The following is a 19,017-nucleotide window of genomic DNA, read 5'->3' as shown; positions in this document are numbered from 1 at the left end:
CAAGTGCGACACCCAGACGGACCCCGGACGGCCCCCCGCCCGGCGAGCGGAGAGGACGGCGACATGGCCGGCACACTGGCGGAGAAGGTGTGGGAGAACCACATCGTGCGGCGCGGCACGGACGGCGCGCCCGACCTCCTGTACATCGACCTGCACCTGGTCCACGAGGTGACCAGCCCGCAGGCCTTCGAGGGGCTGCGGCTCGCGGGCCGGAAGGTCCGCCGCCCGGACCTCACCCTGGCGACCGAGGACCACAACACCCCGACGCTCGACATCGACCGGCCGATCGCCGACACGACGTCGCGGACCCAGATCCAGACGCTGCGGAACAACGCCGCGGAGTTCGGCGTCCGGCTGCACTCCCTGGGCGACGCGGACCAGGGCATCGTGCACCAGGTCGGCCCGCAGCTCGGGCTGACGATGCCGGGCCTGACAGTCGTCTGCGGCGACTCGCACACGTCCACGCACGGCGCGTTCGGCGCGCTGGCGTTCGGCATCGGCACCTCTGAGGTCGAGCACGTGCTCGCCACGCAGACCCTGCCGCTGGCCCCGTTCAAGACCATGGCCATCACCGTGAACGGCGCGCTGCCGCTCGGCGCCACGGCGAAGGACATCATCCTCGCGGTCATCGCGAAGATCGGCACGGGCGGCGGCCAGGGCTACGTCCTGGAGTACCGCGGCGACGCCATCCGGTCGCTGTCGATGGAGGGCCGGATGACGATCTGCAACATGTCGATCGAGGCCGGCGCCCGCGCGGGGATGATCGCCCCGGACGAGACCACGTTCGAGTACCTCAAGGGCCGCCCGCACGCGCCCGAGGGCGCCGACTGGGACGCCGCCGTGGAGTACTGGCGGACGCTGCGCACCGACGACGACGCGACGTTCGACGCCGAGGTGGTCCTGGAGGCCGCGGACCTCGAGCCCTTCGTCACGTGGGGCACCAATCCCGGCCAGGGCCTGCCGCTGTCCGCGACCGTCCCCGTCCCGGAGGAGATCGCCGACGCCAACGAGCGCGTCGCCGCGGAGCGGGCCATCGAGTACATGGGCCTGACGCCGGGTCAGCCGCTGCGCGAGATCGCGGTCGACACCGTGTTCATCGGCTCCTGCACGAACGGCCGGATCGAGGACCTGCGGGCCGCCGCGAAGATCGTCCAGGGCAAGCAGAAGGCCGAGTCGGTCCGCGTGCTGGTCGTGCCGTCGTCCGCGCGGGTGCGCCTGCAGGCCGAGGCCGAGGGCCTGGACAAGATCTTCCTGGACTTCGGCGCGGAGTGGCGCAACGCGGGCTGCTCGATGTGCCTGGGCATGAACCCGGACCAGCTGGCGCCGGGGGAGCGGTCCGCGTCGACGTCGAACCGCAACTTCGAGGGCCGGCAGGGCAAGGGCGGCCGCACGCACCTGGTGTCCCCGCTCGTGGCCGCCGCCACCGCGATCCGCGGGACCCTGTCCTCCGTCTCCGACCTCGGCCCGGACGTCCCGGTGCCGGACGGCTCGCCGCTGCAGGACCTGCAGCCGGCCTGAGCCGCCGACCCCGCCGCCCGAGCCCCCCAGACCCCCAGGAACGAGATCGTCATGGAGAAGATCACCCAGCACACCGGCGTCGGCGTCCCGCTGCGCCGCAGCAACGTCGACACGGACCAGATCATCCCGGCCGTGTACCTCAAGCGGGTGACCCGCACCGGGTTCGAGGACGCCCTGTTCGCCGCGTGGCGCGGTGACCCGTCGTTCGTGCTGAACCAGGACGCCTACAAGGCCGGCTCCGTGCTGGTCGCGGGCCCCGACTTCGGCACCGGCTCCTCCCGCGAGCACGCCGTGTGGGCGCTCAAGGACTACGGCTTCAAGGTCGTGCTGGCGTCCCGGTTCGCGGACATCTTCCGCGGCAACTCCGGCAAGCAGGGCCTGGTCGCCGGCCAGGTCGCGCAGGAGGACATCGAGCTGATCTGGAAGATCCTCGAGACCGCCCCGGGCACCGAGGTGACGGTGGACCTCGACGCCCGCACCGTCACGTGCGACGACGTCGTGGTGCCGTTCCAGATCGACGACTACACCCGCTGGCGCCTCATGGAGGGCCTCGACGACATCGGCCTGACCCTCCAGCACGAGGAGGAGATCACGGCGTTCGAGACGACGCGCGACGCCTGGCGGCCGAAGACGCTGCCGGCCAAGCACCTGCCGCCGGTGGAGATCAAGGCCGCCCGCCCGGTCGAGCTCGCGATCGGCCGTCGTCCCGGCCTGTAGGACCACGCACCCGGCGCCCGGGCCCCGCAGCCGCTGCACTGTGCGGGGCCCGGGCGTCTGGTTTGTGGAGGTTTGGCGAGCGCTGTGCCGCGCCACCCGCGCGGTGCGCGTCGGCACCCTCCCGGGTGGGTCACCATGGGGGGATGACCGATCTGCTGTACGTCCACGGCGGCACGCCGCTCTCCGGTGAGATCACCGTCCGGGGGGCCAAGAACTTCGTCTCCAAGGCGATGGTCGCGGCGCTGCTGGGCGAGACCCCGAGCGTGCTCCGCAACGTCCCGCAGATCCGCGACGTCGGCGTCGTGACCGGGCTGCTGGAGCTGCACGGCGTGCGGGTCGACGCGGACGCGGAGGCGGGCGTGCTGCGCCTCGACCCCACCGACGTCGAGTCGGCGCACGTCGCGGACATCGACGCGCACGCCGGGTCCAGCCGCATCCCGATCCTGTTCTGCGGCCCGCTGCTGCACCGCCTCGGCGAGGCGTTCATCCCGGACCTGGGCGGCTGCCGGATCGGCGACCGGCCGATCAACTACCACCTGGACATCCTGCGGCAGTTCGGCGCGGTGGTGGACAAGCGCGAGAACGGCATCCACATCCGCGCGCCGCGCCGCCTGCAGGGCACGAAGATCACGCTGCCGTACCCGAGCGTCGGCGCCACCGAGCAGCTGCTGCTCACCGCCGTGCGCGCCGAGGGCATCACGGAGCTGACGAACGCGGCGATCGAGCCCGAGATCATGGACCTGATCAACGTCCTGCAGAAGATGGGCGCGATCATCTCGGTCGACACCGACCGGGTCATCCGGATCGAGGGCGTCGACCGGCTCGTCGGGTTCCAGCACACGGCGCTGGCGGACCGCATCGAGGCGGCGTCCTGGGCGTCGGCCGCGCTGGCGACCGGCGGCGACATCTACGTCCGCGGTGCCACCCAGCCCGAGATGACGACGTTCCTCAACACGTTCCGCAAGGTCGGCGGCGAGTTCGTCATCGACGACGAGGGCATCCGGTTCTTCCACCCCGGCGGCGACCTGTCGTCGATCGTGCTGGAGACCGACGTGCACCCGGGGTTCATGACGGACTGGCAGCAGCCGCTGGTCGTTGCGCTGACCCAGGCCAAGGGCCTGTCGATCGTGCACGAGACCGTGTACGAGAACCGGTTCGGGTTCACCGACGCGCTGCGCGGCATGGGCGCGACCATCCAGGTCTACAAGGAGTGCCTGGGCGGGCGGCCGTGCCGGTTCGGGCAGCGGAACTTCTACCACTCGGCGGTCATCTCGGGCCCGACGCCGCTGTCCGCCGCCGACATCGAGGTGCCGGACCTGCGCGGCGGGTTCAGCCACCTGATCGCCGCGCTGACCGCCAAGGGCACGTCCGCCGTGCGGGGGATCAGCCTGATCGACCGGGGCTACGAGCGGTTCACCGACAAGCTCGTCGCGCTCGGCGCGGAGTTCGACCGCGACTGACGCCGCACCGCCACGACGCCCGCCCGCGCCACGCGCCGGCGGGCGTCGCCGTCCCCGGCGTCGTCCCCAGCGCGTGAGGTGCGGCTTTACAACGGAGGAACGGCTCCGCTAGACATGGGCCACGGTTATCCGTTGTACAGCCGGGTGGCGAACAGCCGCCGCCCACCTGGCACCGATGGCGAAGGAGCCACTGTGCGCCAGACACCCCTCATCCCTGCACGCCCTCAGCCCGCCGGACCCCTCGGCGGCACCCTGTCCCGTCGCGGGTTCCTCGCCGGAGTCGGTGCCGTGGGCATCGCCGCCGGCGTCGCGGCCTGCGCCGGCGGCAGCCCGTCGTCCGGCGGGTCCGCCGGCGGGAAGGTCCAGCTCGCGTTCTGGAACGGCTTCACCGGCGGCGACGGACCGGTGATGCAGGACCTCGTCGACCGGTTCAACGCCGAGCACGAGGGCATCGCCGTGCGGATGACCACCATGGAGTGGGCCGACTACCACGCGAAGCTCCCGGCGGCCCTCACGTCAGGGCAGGGCCCGCACGTCGCGATCCAGCACCTCGACTCGCTGCCGACGTCCGCCGCGCGCGGGCTGCTGCTGCCGCTCGACGACGTGGCGGACGACCTGCGGCTGACCTCCGACGACTTCATCCGCACGGTCTGGGACGCGGGGCTCTACGACGGCGCTCGGTACGGCATCCCGCTCGACGTGCACCCGCTCGGCATGTTCATGAACACGCGGGTGCTGACCGACGCCGGCCTGGACCCCGCCGCCCCGCCGACGGACCGGGAGTCCTACGAGGCCGCGCTCGACGTGCTGCTCGGCCACGGGGTCGCGGGGCACTGGATGAGCCCGCACACGTTCACCGGCGGCCAGACGGTGCAGTCGCTGATCTGGCAGTTCGGCGGCGACCTGTTCGACGCCGAGGGCGCCCGGACCACCTGGGCGCAGGACGAGGGCGTCGAGGCCCTGTCGTGGATGGTCGACGCGGTGCGCAAGGGCTGGAGCGCCGCGGACGTCGGCCAGGACGCGGACCTCATCGCGCTGCAGAACGGGCGGGCGGCGTTCAACTGGAACGGCATCTGGACCGTCAACACCCTCGACCAGATCAGCGGCCTGGAGTGGGACGTCCGCCGGCTGCCGCGCATCGGGAGCGTCGACGCCGCGTGGGCGGGCTCGCACAACTTCGTGATGACGAAGCAGCGCGGGGCGAGCGACGACCAGCTCGAGGCCGCCCGCACGTTCATCAACTGGGTGTCGCAGCAGTCTGCGGAGTGGGCGGTCGGCGGGCAGGTGCCCGCGCGCATCTCGGCCCGCGAGTCCGCGGAGTTCGCGGCCCTCGCCCCGCAGGCCGCCATCGCCGAGCAGGCCGACGACCTCCGGTTCCTGCCGGCGATCCCGGGCATCGGGGACGCCATCGAGGAGCTGTACACGGCCCTGAACGAGGCCGTGCTGCTGCGCAAGAGCCCCGCGGACGCGCTGTCCGAGGCGGCGGCGCGCTCCGACCAGGTGCTGGCCGACAACCGCGCCCGCTACGCGGCATGAGCGCCGCGCACGCCGCCCGTCCGCCCGCGCGGAGGGCGCCGCAGCGACGCGCGCCCCTGCGCCGTGGCGCGTGGTGGACGCCGTACGTGTTCCTGGCCCCGTTCCTGGCGATCTTCGGCACGTTCGTCGCGTTCCCGGCGCTGCGCGGGCTGTGGATGTCCCTGCACGACTGGGACTACCTGATGCCGAGCAAGCCGTTCGTGGGGCTCGGCAACTACGCCGACCTGTTCGACAGCTCCAGCGTCCTGTTCGGGAGGTTCTGGGACGGCATGGCCGCCACCGGCATCTTCGTCGTCGCGTCCGTGCCGGTGCTGCTGGCGCTGCCCCTGCTGCTCGCGCTGGCGCTGAACCGGCGGTTCCCCGGGCGGACGTTCCTGCGCGCGGTGGTGTTCCTGCCGTACGTGCTGGGCGTCGCCGTGGTGGGCGTGCTGTTCCGGTTCGTCCTCGACCCGAACCTCGGCATCCTCAACCACCTGCTGGACGTCACCCGGCTCGACGGGCTGCTGCACGCCCTGGGAGCGGGCGACCCGGTCCCGTGGCTCACCGCGCAGCCGTGGACGTGGGTGTCGCTGGTCGGGGTCACCGTGTGGTGGACCCTCGGGTTCAACATGATCGTGTACCTGGCCGGCCTGCAGGACGTCCCCGCGGAGCTGTACGACGCCGCGAAGATGGACGGGGCGTCCGCCGGGCAGCGGTTCCGGCACGTGACGCTCCCGGGGCTGCGGCCGGTGCTCGCCTTCGTGCTGACCATGACGGTGCTGGCGTCCGCCAACATGTTCGGGCAGTCCGACCTCATGACGAGCGGCGGGCCCGGCACGTCGACGCGGACGGCGCTCATGGTCATCCTGGACACCGGCCTCGGGGAGTACCGGATGGGCGCGGCCGCGGCGATGGGGTACCTGCTGTCCGTCGGGCTCGGCGTCGTGTCGATCATCAGCTTCGTGGCGCTGCGGGAGCGGGAACCCGGACGTCCCCGTCGGCGGGCCCTGAGGAGCGCGTCGTGACCGCCCCCGTGCGCGGCCGCCGGCGCGGGCTCGGTGCGGGCGTCACGTGGGCGCTGCTGGTGGTCCTCGCGGCGACGTTCATCGGGCCGCTGGTGTGGATGGCCCTCACCTCGGTGAAGTCCTACGGGGAGGCCACGGCGTCCCCGCCGACGCTGTGGCCGCAGGACGTCGACGTGTCGGCGTACGCGCGGCTGCTCAGCCTCGACGGGCAGTACCCGGTGCTGCGCTGGTTCCTCAACTCGCTGGTCGCCGGGACGCTGCACACCGTGCTGGTGCTCGTGGTGGCGTCGACCGCCGCGTTCGCCCTCGCGCGGATGCGGTTCCGGGGCCGCGGGCTGATCTTCGGCGTGATCGTCTCGACCCTGTTCCTGCCGGCGTTCGTGTTCCTCATGCCGAACTACCTCACCATCGACCGGCTCGGCTGGGTCGACTCGATCTGGGCGCTGGTGGTGCCCGGGGCCGCCGGGGCGTTCGGCGTGTTCTTCCTGCGGCAGTTCTTCGTCGGGCTGCCCGCGGAGCTCGAGGAGGCGGCCGCGCTCGACGGCGCGAACCAGTGGCACGTGTTCACCCGCGTGGTGCTGCCGAACACCCGGCCGGCGCTGGCGACGCTCGCGGTGCTGGCGTTCCTGGGCAACTGGAACGACTACATCTGGCCGGTCTACGTGCTGTTCAGCCCGGAGCGGCTCACGCTGCCCGCGGGGCTCAAGCTGCTGCAGGGCGCGTACATCACCGACTACCCGTCGATCATGGCGGGAGCGGTGGTGGCCTCCGTCCCGGTGATCCTGCTGTTCGTGCTGACGCAGCGGTTCATCATCGAGGGCGTCGCACGCAGCGGGCTCAAGGGATGAGCGACCCGGTGCGTCTGCTCACGGCGGTCCTCGCCGCGGCCCTCGGCGCCACGGCGCTGACGGGCTGCGGCGGGGCCGCGGACCCCGGACCCGGACCGACACCGGAGGAGACCGTGACCGTCACCAACCCCGTGTACGACGGGAACCTGCCCGACCCGTTCGTCCTGCGCGCGCCGGACGGCTGGTACGCCTACGGCACCCAGGGGCGGTACGGCACGATGCCGGTGCTGCGGTCGGACGACCTGGTCGCGTGGGAGGTCGTCGGCGACGGGATGCCGGTGATCGCGCCGTGGGCCGCGGCCGGGCGGCACTGGGCGCCGGAGGTGGTCGAGCTCGGCGGCCGGTACGTCGCGTACTACACGGCCATGGACGCCGCGACGCAGGACCAGTGCCTGGGCGTGGCGTTCGCCGACGCGCCCGCCGGGCCGTTCGTGGACGACGCGCCCGCGCCCCTGGTGTGCGAGCACGACGAGGGCGGCTCGATCGACGCGTCGCCGTTCGTGGACGTCGACGGCACGCCGTACCTGCTGTGGAAGAACGACGGCAACCACATCGGCGTGCGGTCCTGGATCCGGGTGCAGCAGCTCGCGCCGGACGGGTCCGCGCTCGTGGGCGGCGGCCCGGTCGACCTGATCACGCACGACCAGGCCTGGGAGGGCTCGCTCGTCGAGGGCCCGACCGTGCACGTCCACGACGGCCGCTACCACCTGCTCTACTCGGCGAACGACTACGGGTCCGAGCACTACGGTGTCGGGTACGCCGTCGCGGACGCCCTGACGGGGCCGTGGACCAAGCCGTCGGAGGAGCCGCTGATGAGCAGCACCGAGCACGCCGCCGGGCCCGGGCACGGGTCGGTCGTCACGACGGACGACGGCACCTGGTACGTGCACCACGCCTGGCGGCCGGACGCCGTGGGGTCGACCGTGCCCGGGCGGCAGATGTGGCTCACGCCGCTGCGGTTCACCGCCGACGGCGTGCCGGTGCTCGACGGCCCCGCGCCCACGGTGAGCCACCCCGTGAGCCGCCGGGCGTGAAGGTGACGCTGCGGGACGTCGCCGCCCGGGCCGGCGTGTCGTTCAAGACGGTCTCGAACGTCGTGAACGGCCACCCGCACGTCACCGAGGCCACCCGGAGCCGGGTCGTCGCGGCCATCGACGACCTGGGGTACCGCCCGAACGCCAGCGCCCGCAGCCTCCGGCACGGCCGGTCCGGGATCCTGGCGCTCGCGGTCCCGGAGCTCACGTCGCCGTACTTCGCGGCGCTCGCGTCCGAGGCGGGCCGTGCGGCCAAGGAGCACGGCCGGGTGCTGGTCATCGAGGAGACCCGGGGCGACGCCGAGGGGGAGCGGATCGCGCTCGTCGACCTGACGTCCCGGCTGGTCGACGGCGTGATCCTCTCGCCGCTGGTGACCCCGCAGTCCGTGGTGGTGGAGCGGATCGGGGAGACGCCCGTGGTCATGCTCGGCGAGCACCGCTACGACGTCCGGGCGGACCACGTCGCGATGGACAGCGTCCGCGCCGCCCGCGAGCTGACCGCGCACCTGCTGGCGACCGGGCGGCGGCGGATCGCGGTCGTCGGCAGGCAGGACGAGCCGAGCACGGGGGCCGAGCGGTGGCGCGGGCACGTCGAGGCCCTGGCCGCGGCGGGCCTGACGCCGGACGAGCGGCTGGTCGCGCGGGTCGCCGCGTACCGGCGGGAGGACGGCGCCCGGGCGGTGCGGGAGCTGCTCGACGCCGGAGCGCGGCCGGACGCGGTGCTCTGCTTCAACGACCTGCTCGCGCTCGGCGCGGTGCACGCCCTGCGCGCGGCGGGGCTCGCCGTGCCCGGCGACGTCGCGGTCGCGGGGTTCGACGACGTCGAGGAGTCCCGGTACGCCGGCCTCACCACGGTGGCCCCCGACCTGCCGCTGCTGGCGCGGGAGGCGGTGCGGCTGCTCGTCCGACGGGTCGAGGACCCCACGGTGGAGCCGGCCCACGTCGAGGTGCCGTTCCGCGTGGTCGTGCGGGCGAGCACCGGCGGCTGAGCTCGGCCGGCCCTGCTGACCGCGCCGCGCTGACCGCGCTGACCGCGCTGCTGACCGCGCCGCGCTGACCGCGCTGACCGCGCTGCTGACCGCGCCGCGCTGACCGCGCTGACCGCGCCGGCCCCGCCGGCTCCGGGTTGCGGCGTCGCGCCGGGCCCCTAGCGTGGGGCTCGGGTCCAGGGTCGGGCCCGTCCGCGCGGCACCGCCGGAGCGCCGCGGTGCCGGACGAAGGGAGCCGTGGTCATGGCGACAGGCGAGACCGGTTTCGACGACGTCACGTACGACCTCATCTCCGTGCAGTACCACTCGCTCAAGGCCGGGCACGACTACGGGCAGTACGTGCGCGACGCCCGGAACGCCGGCGAGGACGAGATCGCCGAGTTCTTCGAGCGCGTGATGGCCGAGGACTCCGCGCGGGCCCAGCAGTGCCACCAGTTCCTGGCGCGGCTCACCCAGCACGGGACGGACGCGACCTCACCGCAGAGCGCAGGGGCCTGAGCGGCGGGGTCCGGCCCGGTCGCGAGGTCGCCCGGCGGGACCGGGCGACCTCGCGGACGGACCGGGCGGGCCGACGCGCCCGCGGGGGTCAGGTCCCTGGCCGGTCGCGGAACTCGTTGGCGCTGTGCGGCTCGCTGCCGGACACCCGGGCGACGATCTGCGCGGCCACGTCCCGCAGCTTGGCGTTCCGGTGCTGGGAGGCCCGGCGCAGGATCGCGAAGGCCTCCTCGGGGGAGCAGCGGTTCTGCGCCATGATGACGCCGAGCGCCTGGTCGATGGTGGTGCGCGACGCCATGGCCTGCTTCAGGTCGGCGTTGACCCGGGCCTGCTCCTCCACGCGCGCGGCGACGGCGAGCGCGCGTCCGGCGTCCTCGGCGAACGCCTGCACGTCCGCCAGCGTGGCCTCGTCCCACTCGCCCGGCTCCGGCCGGTACAGGTTGATCGCCAGCTCGAGGTCCGGCTCCTCGGCCAGGGACGCGGGCAGCGCCGCCGCCGAGCCGAACCCGGCCGCCAGCGAGGCCTCGCGCCACTGCGCCCACCGGTCGGCGGCCGCGATCTCGGGCACCGTGATCAGGCCGCCGTGCACGGTGGCCTCCAGGCACGGGCCCGCCCCGGCGGCCTGCTCCACGCGGTCGCACTCGGCGCTGCGCTCGTCGGTCGCGGCCGCGACGGTGGGCTGCTGGCGCAGGCGGAGCGTGATGGCGGCCGAGGCCGAGTCGCCGACCCGCTCGGCGGCGCGGTGCACGATCGTGTCGAGCAGCACCTCCAGCGGGACGGCGGTGGCGAGCATGCTGTGCATCTCCCCGAGCGCGACCGTGCGCCACTCCTCGCGGACGGAGCCGTCACCGTCCACGGACGGGGTCTCCATGGTCCTCACCGCTCGGCGGGGCCGTCTTCGGGGCGCTGCCGCTGCTCGGGCCCGTCGGCCGGCTCGGTGTAGGCGTCCTCGGGCCCGTCGCCCTCAGACCCCGGCGTGCTCTGCTCGGCCACGTCGTCGGGGTCACCCCCGGGCAGCACGCCGTCGGGGCGGTCAGCCGCATCCTGGCTCACGTCGTCCTCCTCCGTCTCGGATGGGAGACATGCTGCTGCCGGGGCGTGCTCACCGCATCTCGGCGGGCTCGGGCGCCGTGCCGTGCGGCGGGACCATCCGCAGCGCGACGCCGGCGTGCTCGCACCGCCGCCGCAGGCGGGAGATGTGCAGCGCGGCGACGGGGCCGAGCCGCTGCAGGGCGGAGGCGTCGAGCACGAGCGTGCCGCGCGACGGGACCGCACGCAGCGCCTCGGACAGCCCGGTCACGAGCGCGGGGGCGGTCGAGGCGTCCACCTCGCCCTCCAGCCGCACGAGCACGAGGCGGCCTTCCTGCTCGTGCCGGACGTCGAGCCGCGCCGGCAGGTGCGGGTGGGCGTGCAGCGAGCCGTCGAGCGCCGCCGTGGTCGCGCCGGGCACGTCGGCGAGGCTCGCGAGCGCGGTGTCGAGCAGCTCGCGTGAGTCGACCGCGGCGCGTCGGCCCGGCAGCGCCTCCAGCAGCCGCTCCGCCAGGGTCCGGACCTTCACGTTGAGATGCTCGGAGTGCCACCGCAGGAACTCGAAGGCCGCGGCGCCGTCGATCCCGTACGCGAGCATGACGGCGCCCTTGGCCTGGTCGATCACCTCGCGGGACGCGATGGCGGCGGTCAGCATCTCGTCGGCCCGCCGGGCCGCCGTGGCGCCGATCTCGGCGCCGAGGTCGATGAGCAGCCCGAGCTGCTGGCGCGCGGGGGCGTCGGTCGTGTCCGCCTGCGCGTCGAGCGAGCCGTCGCCCGTCCGGGTGCCGCGCGGGCCGGCCTCCCCGGCGAGCACCGCGAGCACCACGCGCTCCTCGCCGGCGGCGTCGAGCAGGCGGTAGCGGGCGGTACGGCCGGCGGCGGGCTCGGTGGGCGCGCCGCGCAGGACGGACTCGAGCCCCGCGCGGTCGTCGCGGTGGCAGTGGGCGAGCATCAGGGCGGTCGAGGGGACGACGTCCCCGGGCTGGAAGCCGTGGATGCGGTAGACGGGCTCGGACCAGGCGAGCGACTCGCCGTCGCTGAGGATGTGGAACGTGCCCGGGACGGAGGACCGGGAATCCGCCCGGGTCGACGGTCGGGTGGTGAGGGACATGCGTGCTCCGAAGCCGAGGCGCGACCATGTCTCTGCACGTCACGCCGGGTTTCTCGCGCGGCTCGCTTCGTCCCAACGATGCGCGGCGGTCCCGGGGGTGAACCGCGGTGACCAGGACCGATACTGCCTCATCCGGGCGTGGCGCGCACGCCGACGCCCTCACCGGCGGTGCGCGCGCGGTCGCCCCGGGTGTGCCCCGGGGCCCTGCCGCCCGCCGGGTAGCATCGGCTCCCGTGCACCCGCCCCGCGCCAACCGCGCCTACCGCAACGTCGCCCGCGTCCTGCGCCCCGTGCTCTACGCGATCACGCGGCGGGACTGGCGGGGCACGGAGCACCTGAGCCTGCCGGCGGGCACCGGGTTCATCGCCGCCGGGAACCACATGTCGAACGTCGACCCGATCACGTTCGCCCACTACCTGTACGACAACGGCGTCGCCCCGAAGATCCTCGCGAAGTCGTCGCTGTTCGGCGTCCCGGTGCTGGGCTGGGTGCTGCGCACGTCCGGGCAGATCCCGGTGTACCGGAACACCTCGCGGGCGGGCGACTCGCTGCGCGCCGCGGAGGCAGCGCTGGCCGAGGGGGAGTGCGTCGCCGTGTTCCCCGAGGGCACGCTGACCCGGGACCCGGACCTGTGGCCGATGGTCGCGAAGACCGGCGTGGCCCGCCTCGCGCTGACCTCCCGGGTGCCGGTCGTGCCGATCGCCCAGTGGGGCGCGCAGGATCTGCTGGGCCGGTACAAGAAGCTGTTCAAGCCGTTCCCGCCGAAGAAGATCACCGTCGTCGCGGGCCCGCCCGTCGTGCTCGACGACCTGTACGACCGGCCCCTGGACGCGGCGACGCTGCGCGAGGCGACCGAGCGGGTCATGGCGGCGATCACCGCCCTGCTCGCGGACGTGCGCGGCGAGACGCCCTCGGCCAGCCCCTACGACATGCGGCGTCCGGGCGGGACGTCGACGGAGCTCACGTGACGCGCGCCGCCGTGCTGGGCGCCGGCGCCTGGGGGACGACGTTCGCCGCCGTGCTGGCCGACGCGGGGTGCGACGTCACCGTCTGGGGCCGGGACGCCGCCGTGTGCGCCGAGATCGCGCGGGACCGCCGGAACAGCCGCTACCTGCCGGGCACCGACCTGCCGGAGCGCGTCACCGCCGACCCCGACGCGGCGTCCGCCCTCGCCGGCGCCGACGTGGTCGCCGTCGCCGTCCCGTCGCAGTCCGCGCGGGCCACCCTGGCCCCCCTCGCCGGCGCGCTGGCGCCCGGCGCGGTCGTCGTGTCCCTGATGAAGGGTGTCGAGCTCGCCACCGACCGCCGGATGAGCGAGGTCGTCGCCGAGTCGCTCGACCTGCCCGCCGCCCGCGTGGCCGTGCTGTCCGGGCCGAACCTCGCCTCCGAGATCGCCGCGCGGCAGCCGACCGCGACCGTCGTCGCCTCGACGGACGCCGGCACCGCCGAGCGGGTCGCCGCCGCCTGCGCGACCGGGTACTTCCGGCCGTACACGAACGACGACGTGGTCGGGGTCGAGCTCTGCGGCGCCGTGAAGAACGTCATCGCGCTCGCGGTCGGCATCTCGCAGGGCCGCGGCCTCGGCTACAACACCATGGCCACCGTCATCACCCGGGGCCTGGTGGAGATCACCCGGCTCGGGCTCGCGCTCGGCGCGCGGGCGGAGACGTTCCCGGGGCTGGCGGGGATGGGCGACCTCATGGCGACCTGCGCGTCCCCGGACTCGCGGAACCACAGGCTCGGTCTGCACATCGGCCGCGGGATGACGCTGGACGAGGCCGTCACCGCGACCGGCGGCACGGCGGAGGGCGTGAAGAGCTCGCGGTCCGTGCTCGACCTCGCCGAGCGCGCCGGCGTCGAGATGCCGATCACCCAGGCGGTGGTCCAGGTGCTGCACGAGGGGCTGCCGGTCGACGCGCTGGCGCCGCTGCTGCTCGGCCGCCCGCGCAAGGCCGAGGGCCTCTAGCCCTCCGCGACCACCGCGGGCGCCGGTTGCACGACCGCGGACACCAGCGCCTCGATGGCGAACTCGCTCGCGCGCGCCAGCTCCACGTCGTCCCGCGCCAGCAGCCACTGCACCTGGAGGCCGTCCATCACCGCGAGGATGCTCGCCGCCGCGCGGTCGACGGTGTCGGGGGCCTCGATGCCCCGCGCCTCGCACACCACCCGGAACGCCGCGGCGATCTCGCCCCGCAGCGTGCGGTACCGGTCCTCGAAGTACGCGCGGCCGGGGTGGTCGTCCGTCACGGACTCGGCCGACAGCACCGCGTAGGTCTGCACGATGCCCGGGCGCTGCTCGTTGGCGAACGCGGTGCGCACCAGGTGCCGGAACAGCTCGATGCCGTCGGGGATCCGCTGCTCGGCGAGGCCCTCCACGTCGGTCTCGTCGCGGTACCGCAGCACCTCGACCAGGAGCTGGTCCTTGGACCCGAAGTGGTGCAGGATCCCGGCGTGGGTCATGTCGACCTGCTCCGCGATCTCGGTGAGCGGGCCGTTGTTGTACCCCTTGCTGCCGAACGTGGTCATCGCGGCGCGCAGGATGCGCCGTCGGCGCTCCAGCGTCTCCGGTCGTGGCCGGGGGGACCGCTTGGGCGAGCCCATGACTTCCTCATTCCTGCGGGCGCCGGGGTGCCGCGCGCCTGCGGGGCGCGCGCCGCCGATTCTAGGGCGCCCGCGTCGTGGCGGCGGGGACCTGCGGTCGTGACCAAGTCGTGACCCTGCACGTCGGCATTGACTTACTGACAGTGTAGTAACGTTCCGGCCAGCACGATCGCGACGACGCGACGTGGCCTCTGAGCAGCCACCCCGGGCCGCTCGTTTCGAAGGAGAAACCATGAGGATCAAGACACCGGCGGTCGCACTCGGCGTGGCCGCCGCCCTGGCCCTGACCGCCTGCTCCGGCGGCTCCGGCGGGTCGGCGGACGACGGCACCAGCACCGGCGGGGCGGGCGCCGCCCTCACCATCGCCAAGCCCGACGGCGCGATCGCCACCGAGTCGAACAACCCGTGGGTCGGCGACGCGTCGGGCATGAAGCTCGGCTACATCAACGCGATCCTCGAGCCGCTCGGCTTCGTCAACCTGGTCGACCCCACCGACGAGGTCACGCCCTGGCTGGCGCAGGAGATCACCTGGAACGACGACTTCACCGCGGTGACGCTGGTCGCGCGGGACGGCGTCACCTGGAACGACGGCGAGGACTTCACCGCCGACGACATCGCCTTCACGTTCACGCTGCTCAAGGACACCCCGGAGCTCGACAACGCCGCCCTCGGCATCACCGACGTGGCGCTCGACGGCGACACGGTCACGATCAGCTTCGCCGCCTCGATGTTCGCCAAGCAGGACAAGGTCCTGCACAAGCTCATCGTCCCGCAGCACGTCTGGGAGTCCGTCGCGGACCCGGCGACCGACCCGAACCTCGAGCCCGTCGGCACCGGCCCGTACACGCTGACGCAGTTCTCGTCGCAGAGCGTCGAGCTGACCGCGCGCGACGACTACTGGGGCGGCGAGCTGGCCGCGCCGACGCTCTACTACGTGTCGTACAACGACAACACCGCCCTGACCACCGCGCTCGCCAGCGGCGAGGCGGACTGGGCGCAGGCGTTCATCCCCAACGTGCAGTCGGCGTACCTCGACAAGGACGAGGACAACGTCTACTGGGCCGCCGCCGGCCTGGGCATCGACACGATGTTCGTCAACACGCAGACGAAGCCGTTCAGCGACGTCGCGTTCCGGCAGGCCATGAACCTGGTGGTCGACCGCGAGAAGCACCAGGCGATCGCCCGCGAGGGCGGCGTGCCGGAGCTGACCTCCGTGACCGGCCTGCCGACCCCCGCGGGTGACGCGTTCATCGGCGAGGACTACGCGGACGAGTCCTTCGGGGTCGACGTCGAGGGCGCCAAGCAGATCCTGTCCGACGCCGGCTACACCTGGGACGGCGACGCCCTCGTGGACCCGGACGGCGAGCCCGTCACGTTCGAGCTGAGCGTCCCGCAGGGCTGGAGCGACTACGTCACCGGCATCAGCCTGATCGCCGACTCCGCCGCCGAGCTGGGCGTGGAGGCCACGGTCGACACCCCGGACTCCGACACCTGGTGGGCGATGAAGGGCGAGGGCGACTTCCAGGCGATCCTGCACTGGACGGACACCGGCGCCACGCCGTACGACCTGTACAGCGACATCATGGACGGCCGCTGGCTGAAGCCGGTGGGCGAGGCCGCCGACTTCAACTTCGGGCGGTACGACAACCCCGAGGCGACCGCCGCGCTGAACACGTACGCGACGGCCACCGACGACGGGGCGCGCGAGGAGGCCCTCGCGGAGATCCAGCGGATCTTCGTCGAGGACGTCCCGGCCCTGCCGATCGGCACGCGCCCGTTCATCGGCGAGTACAACACCCGCAACTACGTGGGCTGGCCGGGCGAGGACGACCCGTACACCAACCCCGACCCGACCCAGCCCTCGGCCGCGCTCATCCTGACGAGCCTCGAGCCCGCGAGCTGACCGGCGCGACGCGGCCGGCGCGGGCCCCACGGCCCGCGCCGGCCGCGCGACGCAGGGCGGCACGAGCAGACGGGAGAGGTGCAGTGGCAGGACAGGACGTGCTGACGGTCTCGGACTTCAGCGTGGTCTACGACGTGGACCCGCCGGTCGAGGCGGTGCGGGAGGTCTCGCTCAGCGTGCGCCGGGGGGAGATCCTCGGGCTGGCGGGGGAGTCCGGGTGCGGCAAGACCACCCTGGCGTACGGGGTGCAGCGGCTGCTCCGGCCGCCCGCGGTGATCTCCGGCGGGACGGCGGTGTTCCACGACGAGTCCGGGCGGGACATCGACCTCAACGCGCTCAGCGACGAGGAGATGCGCGCGTTCCGCTGGGACAAGGCGTCGATGGTGTTCCAGGGCGCGATGAACGCGCTGAACCCGGTCGTCGCGGTCGGCAGGCAGCTGGACGACGTGTTCACGACGCACCGGCCCCGGATGAGCCGGGCCGAGCGGCTGGCCGAGTGCGGGCACCTGCTCGACATGGTCGGCGTCGGGAGGGACCGGCTGCGGTCGTTCCCGCACGAGCTGTCCGGCGGGATGCGCCAGCGCGTGATGATCGCGATGGCGCTGGCCCTGCGGCCCCAGCTGATGATCATGGACGAGCCGACGACCGCGCTCGACGTGCTGGTGCAGCGCGAGATCCTGCAGCAGATCTCCGATCTGCGCCGCGAGCTCGGGTTCTCGGTCGTGTTCATCACCCACGACCTCCCGCTGCTGCTGGAGATCAGCGACCGGATCGCCGTGATGCGCGCCGGCCGGGTGGTCGAGCTCGACACCGCCGAGAACATCTACCGCCACGCCCGGCACCCGTACACCCAGCGTCTGCTCGGGTCGTTCCCGAGCCTGACCGGCGACCGCGGCGACTTCGTCCGCACGGGAGGTGCGGCATGAGATCACCCCACGACATCGTTCGCTCCGCTCACGATCCCGCGGGGACCCCGACCACCACCCTCGAGTTCTCCGGCGTCACCAAGAAGTACCGCGTCCGCGGCGCGGGGGAGATGCTCGCGCTCGACGACGTGTCGTTCACCCTGACGTCGGGCCAGACGATCGCGCTGGTCGGCCAGAGCGGCAGCGGCAAGTCGACGATCGCCAAGATCATCACCCGGCTGGAGCGCGCGACCTCCGGGACCGTGCTGCTCGACGGCGCCCCGGTGCCGAGCCGCGGGCGCGGGCTGCGCCGGTACCGGCAGCAGGTCCGCATGGTGTTCCAGGACCCGTTCGCCTCGCTGAACCCGTACCACACCATCCGGCACCACGTGGAGCGGCCCCTGCGGCTCGACCGCGTCGTGCCGTCCGACCAGGTCGAGGCCGAGGTGCACCGCCTGCTCGAGCGGGTGCACCTGGACCCGCGCGAGGTCGTCGACCGCCGCCCGCACGAGCTGTCCGGCGGTCAGCGCCAGCGCGTCGCGATCGCCCGCGCGCTGGCGTCCCGGCCCTCGCTGCTGGTCGCGGACGAGCCGGTGTCGATGCTCGACGTGTCGATCCGGCTCGGCGTGCTGAACCTGCTCGCCGAGCTCCAGCGCGAGTCCCACCTGGGCGTCCTGTACATCACCCACGACCTCGCGACGGCGCGGCACTTCAGCGACCAGATCATGGTGCTGCACCACGGGGTCGTCGTGGAGCGCGGCGCTGCCGACGACGTCATCCTGCGCCCGCAGCACGCCTACACCCGCGCCCTGCGCGACGCCTCGCCGGACCCCGACAAGCACTTCGCGGGCCCGGCCACGACGCCGGAGAGGAGCTGACCGCCGTGCGATTCTTCACGCGCCGCGCCGTGTTCTACCTGTTCACGGCCTGGGCGGCCATCACCATCAACTTCTTCCTGCCCCGGATGATGAAGGGCGACCCGGTCTCCGCCTACCTGCAGAAGAACCAGGGGCGGATCAGCCCGGAGGCAGCGTCGTCGCTGCGGACCCTGTTCGGGCTCGACGACGACAAGACGATGCTGCAGCAGTACGTCGACTACTGGGGGCTGCTCCTGCGCGGCGACCTGGGCCGGTCGTTCTCCAAGGGCCTCGCCCCGGTCACGGACGTGATCGGCACGGCGCTGCCGTGGACCGTCGGGCTGGTCGGCATCGCCACGGTGCTCAGCTTCTTCCTCGGCACCGGCGTGGGCGCCTGGATCGGCTGGCGCCGCGGCAGCAGGGCCGACGCGCTCGTGCCGGTCGCGACGTTCTTCTCGACGGTGCCCTACTTCTGGATGGGCCTCATCGCGATCGCCGTGTTCTCCACCGCGCTCGGCTGGTTCCCCGCCTCGCACGCCTACGACAAGGGCAGCGCGCCCGCGTTCAGCGCGGACTTCGTCGGGCAGGTGATCCAGCACGGCACGCTGCCGGCGCTCACCATCGTGCTCGCGTCGCTCGGCGGCTGGGTGCTGGGCATGCGGAACATGATGGTCACCGTCCTCGACGAGGACTACGTCACCGTCGCCCAGGCCAAGGGACTCGCCCCGCGCCACGTGATGCTGAACTACGCGGCCCGCAACGCGGTGCTGCCGCAGCTGTCGTCGTTCGCCCTGTCGCTCGGGTTCATCGTCGGCGGGACGCTCGTCATGGAGCTCGTGTTCTCCTACCCCGGCGTCGGCAAGCTGCTGCTCGACGCGACCACCGCGAAGGACTACCCGCTCATGCAGGGGCTGTTCCTCATCATCACGCTGACCGTCCTGGTCGCGAACATCATGGCGGACGTCGCCTACGCCGTCCTCGACCCGCGCACCCGGCAGACGGAGGGCTGA

Annotated in this window: 19 protein-coding genes; 15 read left to right on the top strand and 4 right to left on the bottom strand. The window is 73.3% G+C overall.

The genetic code is table 11. The features are described 5' to 3' along the window. Positions 1-63 precede the first annotated feature (63 nt). From leuC to KJP73_RS06370, 9 genes are all read left to right on the top strand, one after another. Positions 64-1,518, top strand: coding sequence for a 3-isopropylmalate dehydratase large subunit (gene leuC / locus KJP73_RS06410; RefSeq protein ID WP_213281961.1), 1,455 nt, complete (start codon positions 64-66; stop codon positions 1,516-1,518). A 51-nt stretch (positions 1,519-1,569) separates the two neighbouring features. Further along, positions 1,570-2,235 (top strand): 3-isopropylmalate dehydratase small subunit, encoded by a 666-nt coding sequence (leuD, locus tag KJP73_RS06405; protein WP_213281960.1) that lies wholly within the window; start codon positions 1,570-1,572, stop codon positions 2,233-2,235. 143 nt (positions 2,236-2,378) lie between these two features. After that, positions 2,379-3,695, top strand: coding sequence for a UDP-N-acetylglucosamine 1-carboxyvinyltransferase (gene murA / locus KJP73_RS06400; RefSeq protein WP_213281959.1), 1,317 nt, complete (start codon positions 2,379-2,381; stop codon positions 3,693-3,695). Between the two features lie 192 nt (positions 3,696-3,887). Beyond that, positions 3,888-5,231: an ABC transporter substrate-binding protein gene (locus KJP73_RS06395; protein WP_249669154.1), complete on the top strand. Its 1,344-nt coding sequence runs from the start codon at positions 3,888-3,890 to the stop codon at positions 5,229-5,231. Beyond that, positions 5,228-6,235 (top strand): carbohydrate ABC transporter permease, encoded by a 1,008-nt coding sequence (locus KJP73_RS06390; RefSeq protein ID WP_213281957.1) that lies wholly within the window; start codon positions 5,228-5,230, stop codon positions 6,233-6,235. The genes KJP73_RS06395 and KJP73_RS06390 overlap by 4 nt, the downstream gene beginning before the upstream one ends. Next, a complete protein-coding gene (locus KJP73_RS06385) occupies positions 6,232-7,083 on the top strand; it encodes a carbohydrate ABC transporter permease (protein ID WP_249669153.1) in 852 nt (283 codons plus the stop codon). The genes KJP73_RS06390 and KJP73_RS06385 overlap by 4 nt, the downstream gene beginning before the upstream one ends. Beyond that, a complete protein-coding gene (locus KJP73_RS06380; RefSeq protein WP_213281956.1) occupies positions 7,080-8,117 on the top strand; it encodes a glycoside hydrolase family 43 protein in 1,038 nt (345 codons plus the stop codon). The genes KJP73_RS06385 and KJP73_RS06380 overlap by 4 nt, the downstream gene beginning before the upstream one ends. Beyond that, positions 8,114-9,106, top strand: coding sequence for a LacI family DNA-binding transcriptional regulator (locus tag KJP73_RS06375; RefSeq protein WP_213281955.1), 993 nt, complete (start codon positions 8,114-8,116; stop codon positions 9,104-9,106). The genes KJP73_RS06380 and KJP73_RS06375 overlap by 4 nt, the downstream gene beginning before the upstream one ends. Before the next feature lie 243 nt (positions 9,107-9,349). Further along, on the top strand, positions 9,350-9,604 hold the full coding sequence (locus KJP73_RS06370) for an acyl carrier protein (protein ID WP_213281954.1): 255 nt from the start codon (positions 9,350-9,352) through the stop codon (positions 9,602-9,604). 88 nt (positions 9,605-9,692) lie between these two features. Here the strand turns inward: KJP73_RS06370 and KJP73_RS06365 are convergent, their stop codons facing one another. Genes KJP73_RS06365 through KJP73_RS06355 form a run of 3 tightly spaced genes read right to left on the bottom strand, consistent with a single transcriptional unit; the run spans position 9,693 to position 11,741 of the window. Further along, positions 9,693-10,472, bottom strand: a complete 780-nt coding sequence (locus KJP73_RS06365; RefSeq protein ID WP_213281953.1) for an ANTAR domain-containing protein — start codon at positions 10,470-10,472, stop codon at positions 9,693-9,695. A 5-nt stretch (positions 10,473-10,477) separates the two neighbouring features. Further along, on the bottom strand, positions 10,478-10,654 hold the full coding sequence (locus tag KJP73_RS06360) for a hypothetical protein (RefSeq protein ID WP_213281952.1): 177 nt from the start codon (positions 10,652-10,654) through the stop codon (positions 10,478-10,480). A 49-nt stretch (positions 10,655-10,703) separates the two neighbouring features. Further along, positions 10,704-11,741, bottom strand: coding sequence for an ANTAR domain-containing protein (locus KJP73_RS06355; RefSeq protein WP_213281951.1), 1,038 nt, complete (start codon positions 11,739-11,741; stop codon positions 10,704-10,706). A 233-nt stretch (positions 11,742-11,974) separates the two neighbouring features. Between KJP73_RS06355 and KJP73_RS06350 the strand changes: the two genes are divergently transcribed. Together KJP73_RS06350 and KJP73_RS06345 are read left to right on the top strand one after the other, a co-directional pair. After that, on the top strand, positions 11,975-12,709 hold the full coding sequence (locus KJP73_RS06350) for a lysophospholipid acyltransferase family protein (RefSeq protein ID WP_213281950.1): 735 nt from the start codon (positions 11,975-11,977) through the stop codon (positions 12,707-12,709). Next, on the top strand, positions 12,706-13,707 hold the full coding sequence (locus KJP73_RS06345; protein WP_213281949.1) for an NAD(P)H-dependent glycerol-3-phosphate dehydrogenase: 1,002 nt from the start codon (positions 12,706-12,708) through the stop codon (positions 13,705-13,707). The genes KJP73_RS06350 and KJP73_RS06345 overlap by 4 nt, the downstream gene beginning before the upstream one ends. Here the strand turns inward: KJP73_RS06345 and KJP73_RS06340 are convergent. Further along, positions 13,704-14,342, bottom strand: coding sequence for a TetR/AcrR family transcriptional regulator (locus KJP73_RS06340; protein ID WP_213281948.1), 639 nt, complete (start codon positions 14,340-14,342; stop codon positions 13,704-13,706). The two genes, KJP73_RS06345 and KJP73_RS06340, sit on opposite strands and share 4 nt — an antisense overlap. A gap of 232 nt (positions 14,343-14,574) precedes the next feature. Here KJP73_RS06340 and KJP73_RS06335 point away from each other — a divergent pair, with 232 nt between their 5' ends. The 4 genes from KJP73_RS06335 (at position 14,575) to KJP73_RS06320 (ending at position 19,017) form a co-directional block, all read left to right on the top strand. Continuing rightward, positions 14,575-16,245: an ABC transporter substrate-binding protein gene (locus KJP73_RS06335; RefSeq protein ID WP_213281947.1), complete on the top strand. Its 1,671-nt coding sequence runs from the start codon at positions 14,575-14,577 to the stop codon at positions 16,243-16,245. Between the two features lie 83 nt (positions 16,246-16,328). Continuing rightward, complete coding sequence (locus tag KJP73_RS06330) at positions 16,329-17,171, top strand: ABC transporter ATP-binding protein (protein ID WP_213281946.1); 843 nt, start codon at positions 16,329-16,331, stop codon at positions 17,169-17,171. Next, entirely contained in the window at positions 17,168-18,028 is an 861-nt protein-coding gene (locus tag KJP73_RS06325; protein ID WP_213281945.1) for an ABC transporter ATP-binding protein, read from the top strand. Before KJP73_RS06330 ends, KJP73_RS06325 begins: the two co-directional genes overlap by 4 nt. A gap of 5 nt (positions 18,029-18,033) precedes the next feature. After that, complete coding sequence (locus KJP73_RS06320; protein ID WP_213281944.1) at positions 18,034-19,017, top strand: ABC transporter permease; 984 nt, start codon at positions 18,034-18,036, stop codon at positions 19,015-19,017.

Origin of the sequence: Cellulomonas hominis (assembly GCF_901521055.1) — a bacterium.
Classification (GTDB): Bacteria; Actinomycetota; Actinomycetes; order Actinomycetales; family Cellulomonadaceae; genus Cellulomonas; species Cellulomonas endometrii.
The sequence above is the reverse complement of the archived record's forward strand: the minus strand, read 5'-3'. Positions and strand labels throughout refer to the sequence as shown.

What these genes read in the sequence shown, in the direction of transcription:
- murA (WP_213281959.1), top strand. Translation starts at nt 2,379, where the DNA reads ATGACCGATCTGCTGTACGTCCACGGCGGCACGCCGCTCTCCGGTGAG.
- KJP73_RS06380 (WP_213281956.1), top strand. Translation starts at nt 7,080, where the DNA reads ATGAGCGACCCGGTGCGTCTGCTCACGGCGGTCCTCGCCGCGGCCCTC.
- KJP73_RS06365 (WP_213281953.1), bottom strand. Translation starts at nt 10,472, where the DNA reads ATGGAGACCCCGTCCGTGGACGGTGACGGCTCCGTCCGCGAGGAGTGG.
- KJP73_RS06325 (WP_213281945.1), top strand. Translation starts at nt 17,168, where the DNA reads ATGAGATCACCCCACGACATCGTTCGCTCCGCTCACGATCCCGCGGGG.
- KJP73_RS06340 (WP_213281948.1), bottom strand. Translation starts at nt 14,342, where the DNA reads ATGGGCTCGCCCAAGCGGTCCCCCCGGCCACGACCGGAGACGCTGGAG.
- KJP73_RS06390 (WP_213281957.1), top strand. Translation starts at nt 5,228, where the DNA reads ATGAGCGCCGCGCACGCCGCCCGTCCGCCCGCGCGGAGGGCGCCGCAG.
- leuC (WP_213281961.1), top strand. Translation starts at nt 64, where the DNA reads ATGGCCGGCACACTGGCGGAGAAGGTGTGGGAGAACCACATCGTGCGG.
- KJP73_RS06370 (WP_213281954.1), top strand. Translation starts at nt 9,350, where the DNA reads ATGGCGACAGGCGAGACCGGTTTCGACGACGTCACGTACGACCTCATC.
- KJP73_RS06335 (WP_213281947.1), top strand. Translation starts at nt 14,575, where the DNA reads ATGAGGATCAAGACACCGGCGGTCGCACTCGGCGTGGCCGCCGCCCTG.
- leuD (WP_213281960.1), top strand. Translation starts at nt 1,570, where the DNA reads ATGGAGAAGATCACCCAGCACACCGGCGTCGGCGTCCCGCTGCGCCGC.
- KJP73_RS06355 (WP_213281951.1), bottom strand. Translation starts at nt 11,741, where the DNA reads ATGTCCCTCACCACCCGACCGTCGACCCGGGCGGATTCCCGGTCCTCC.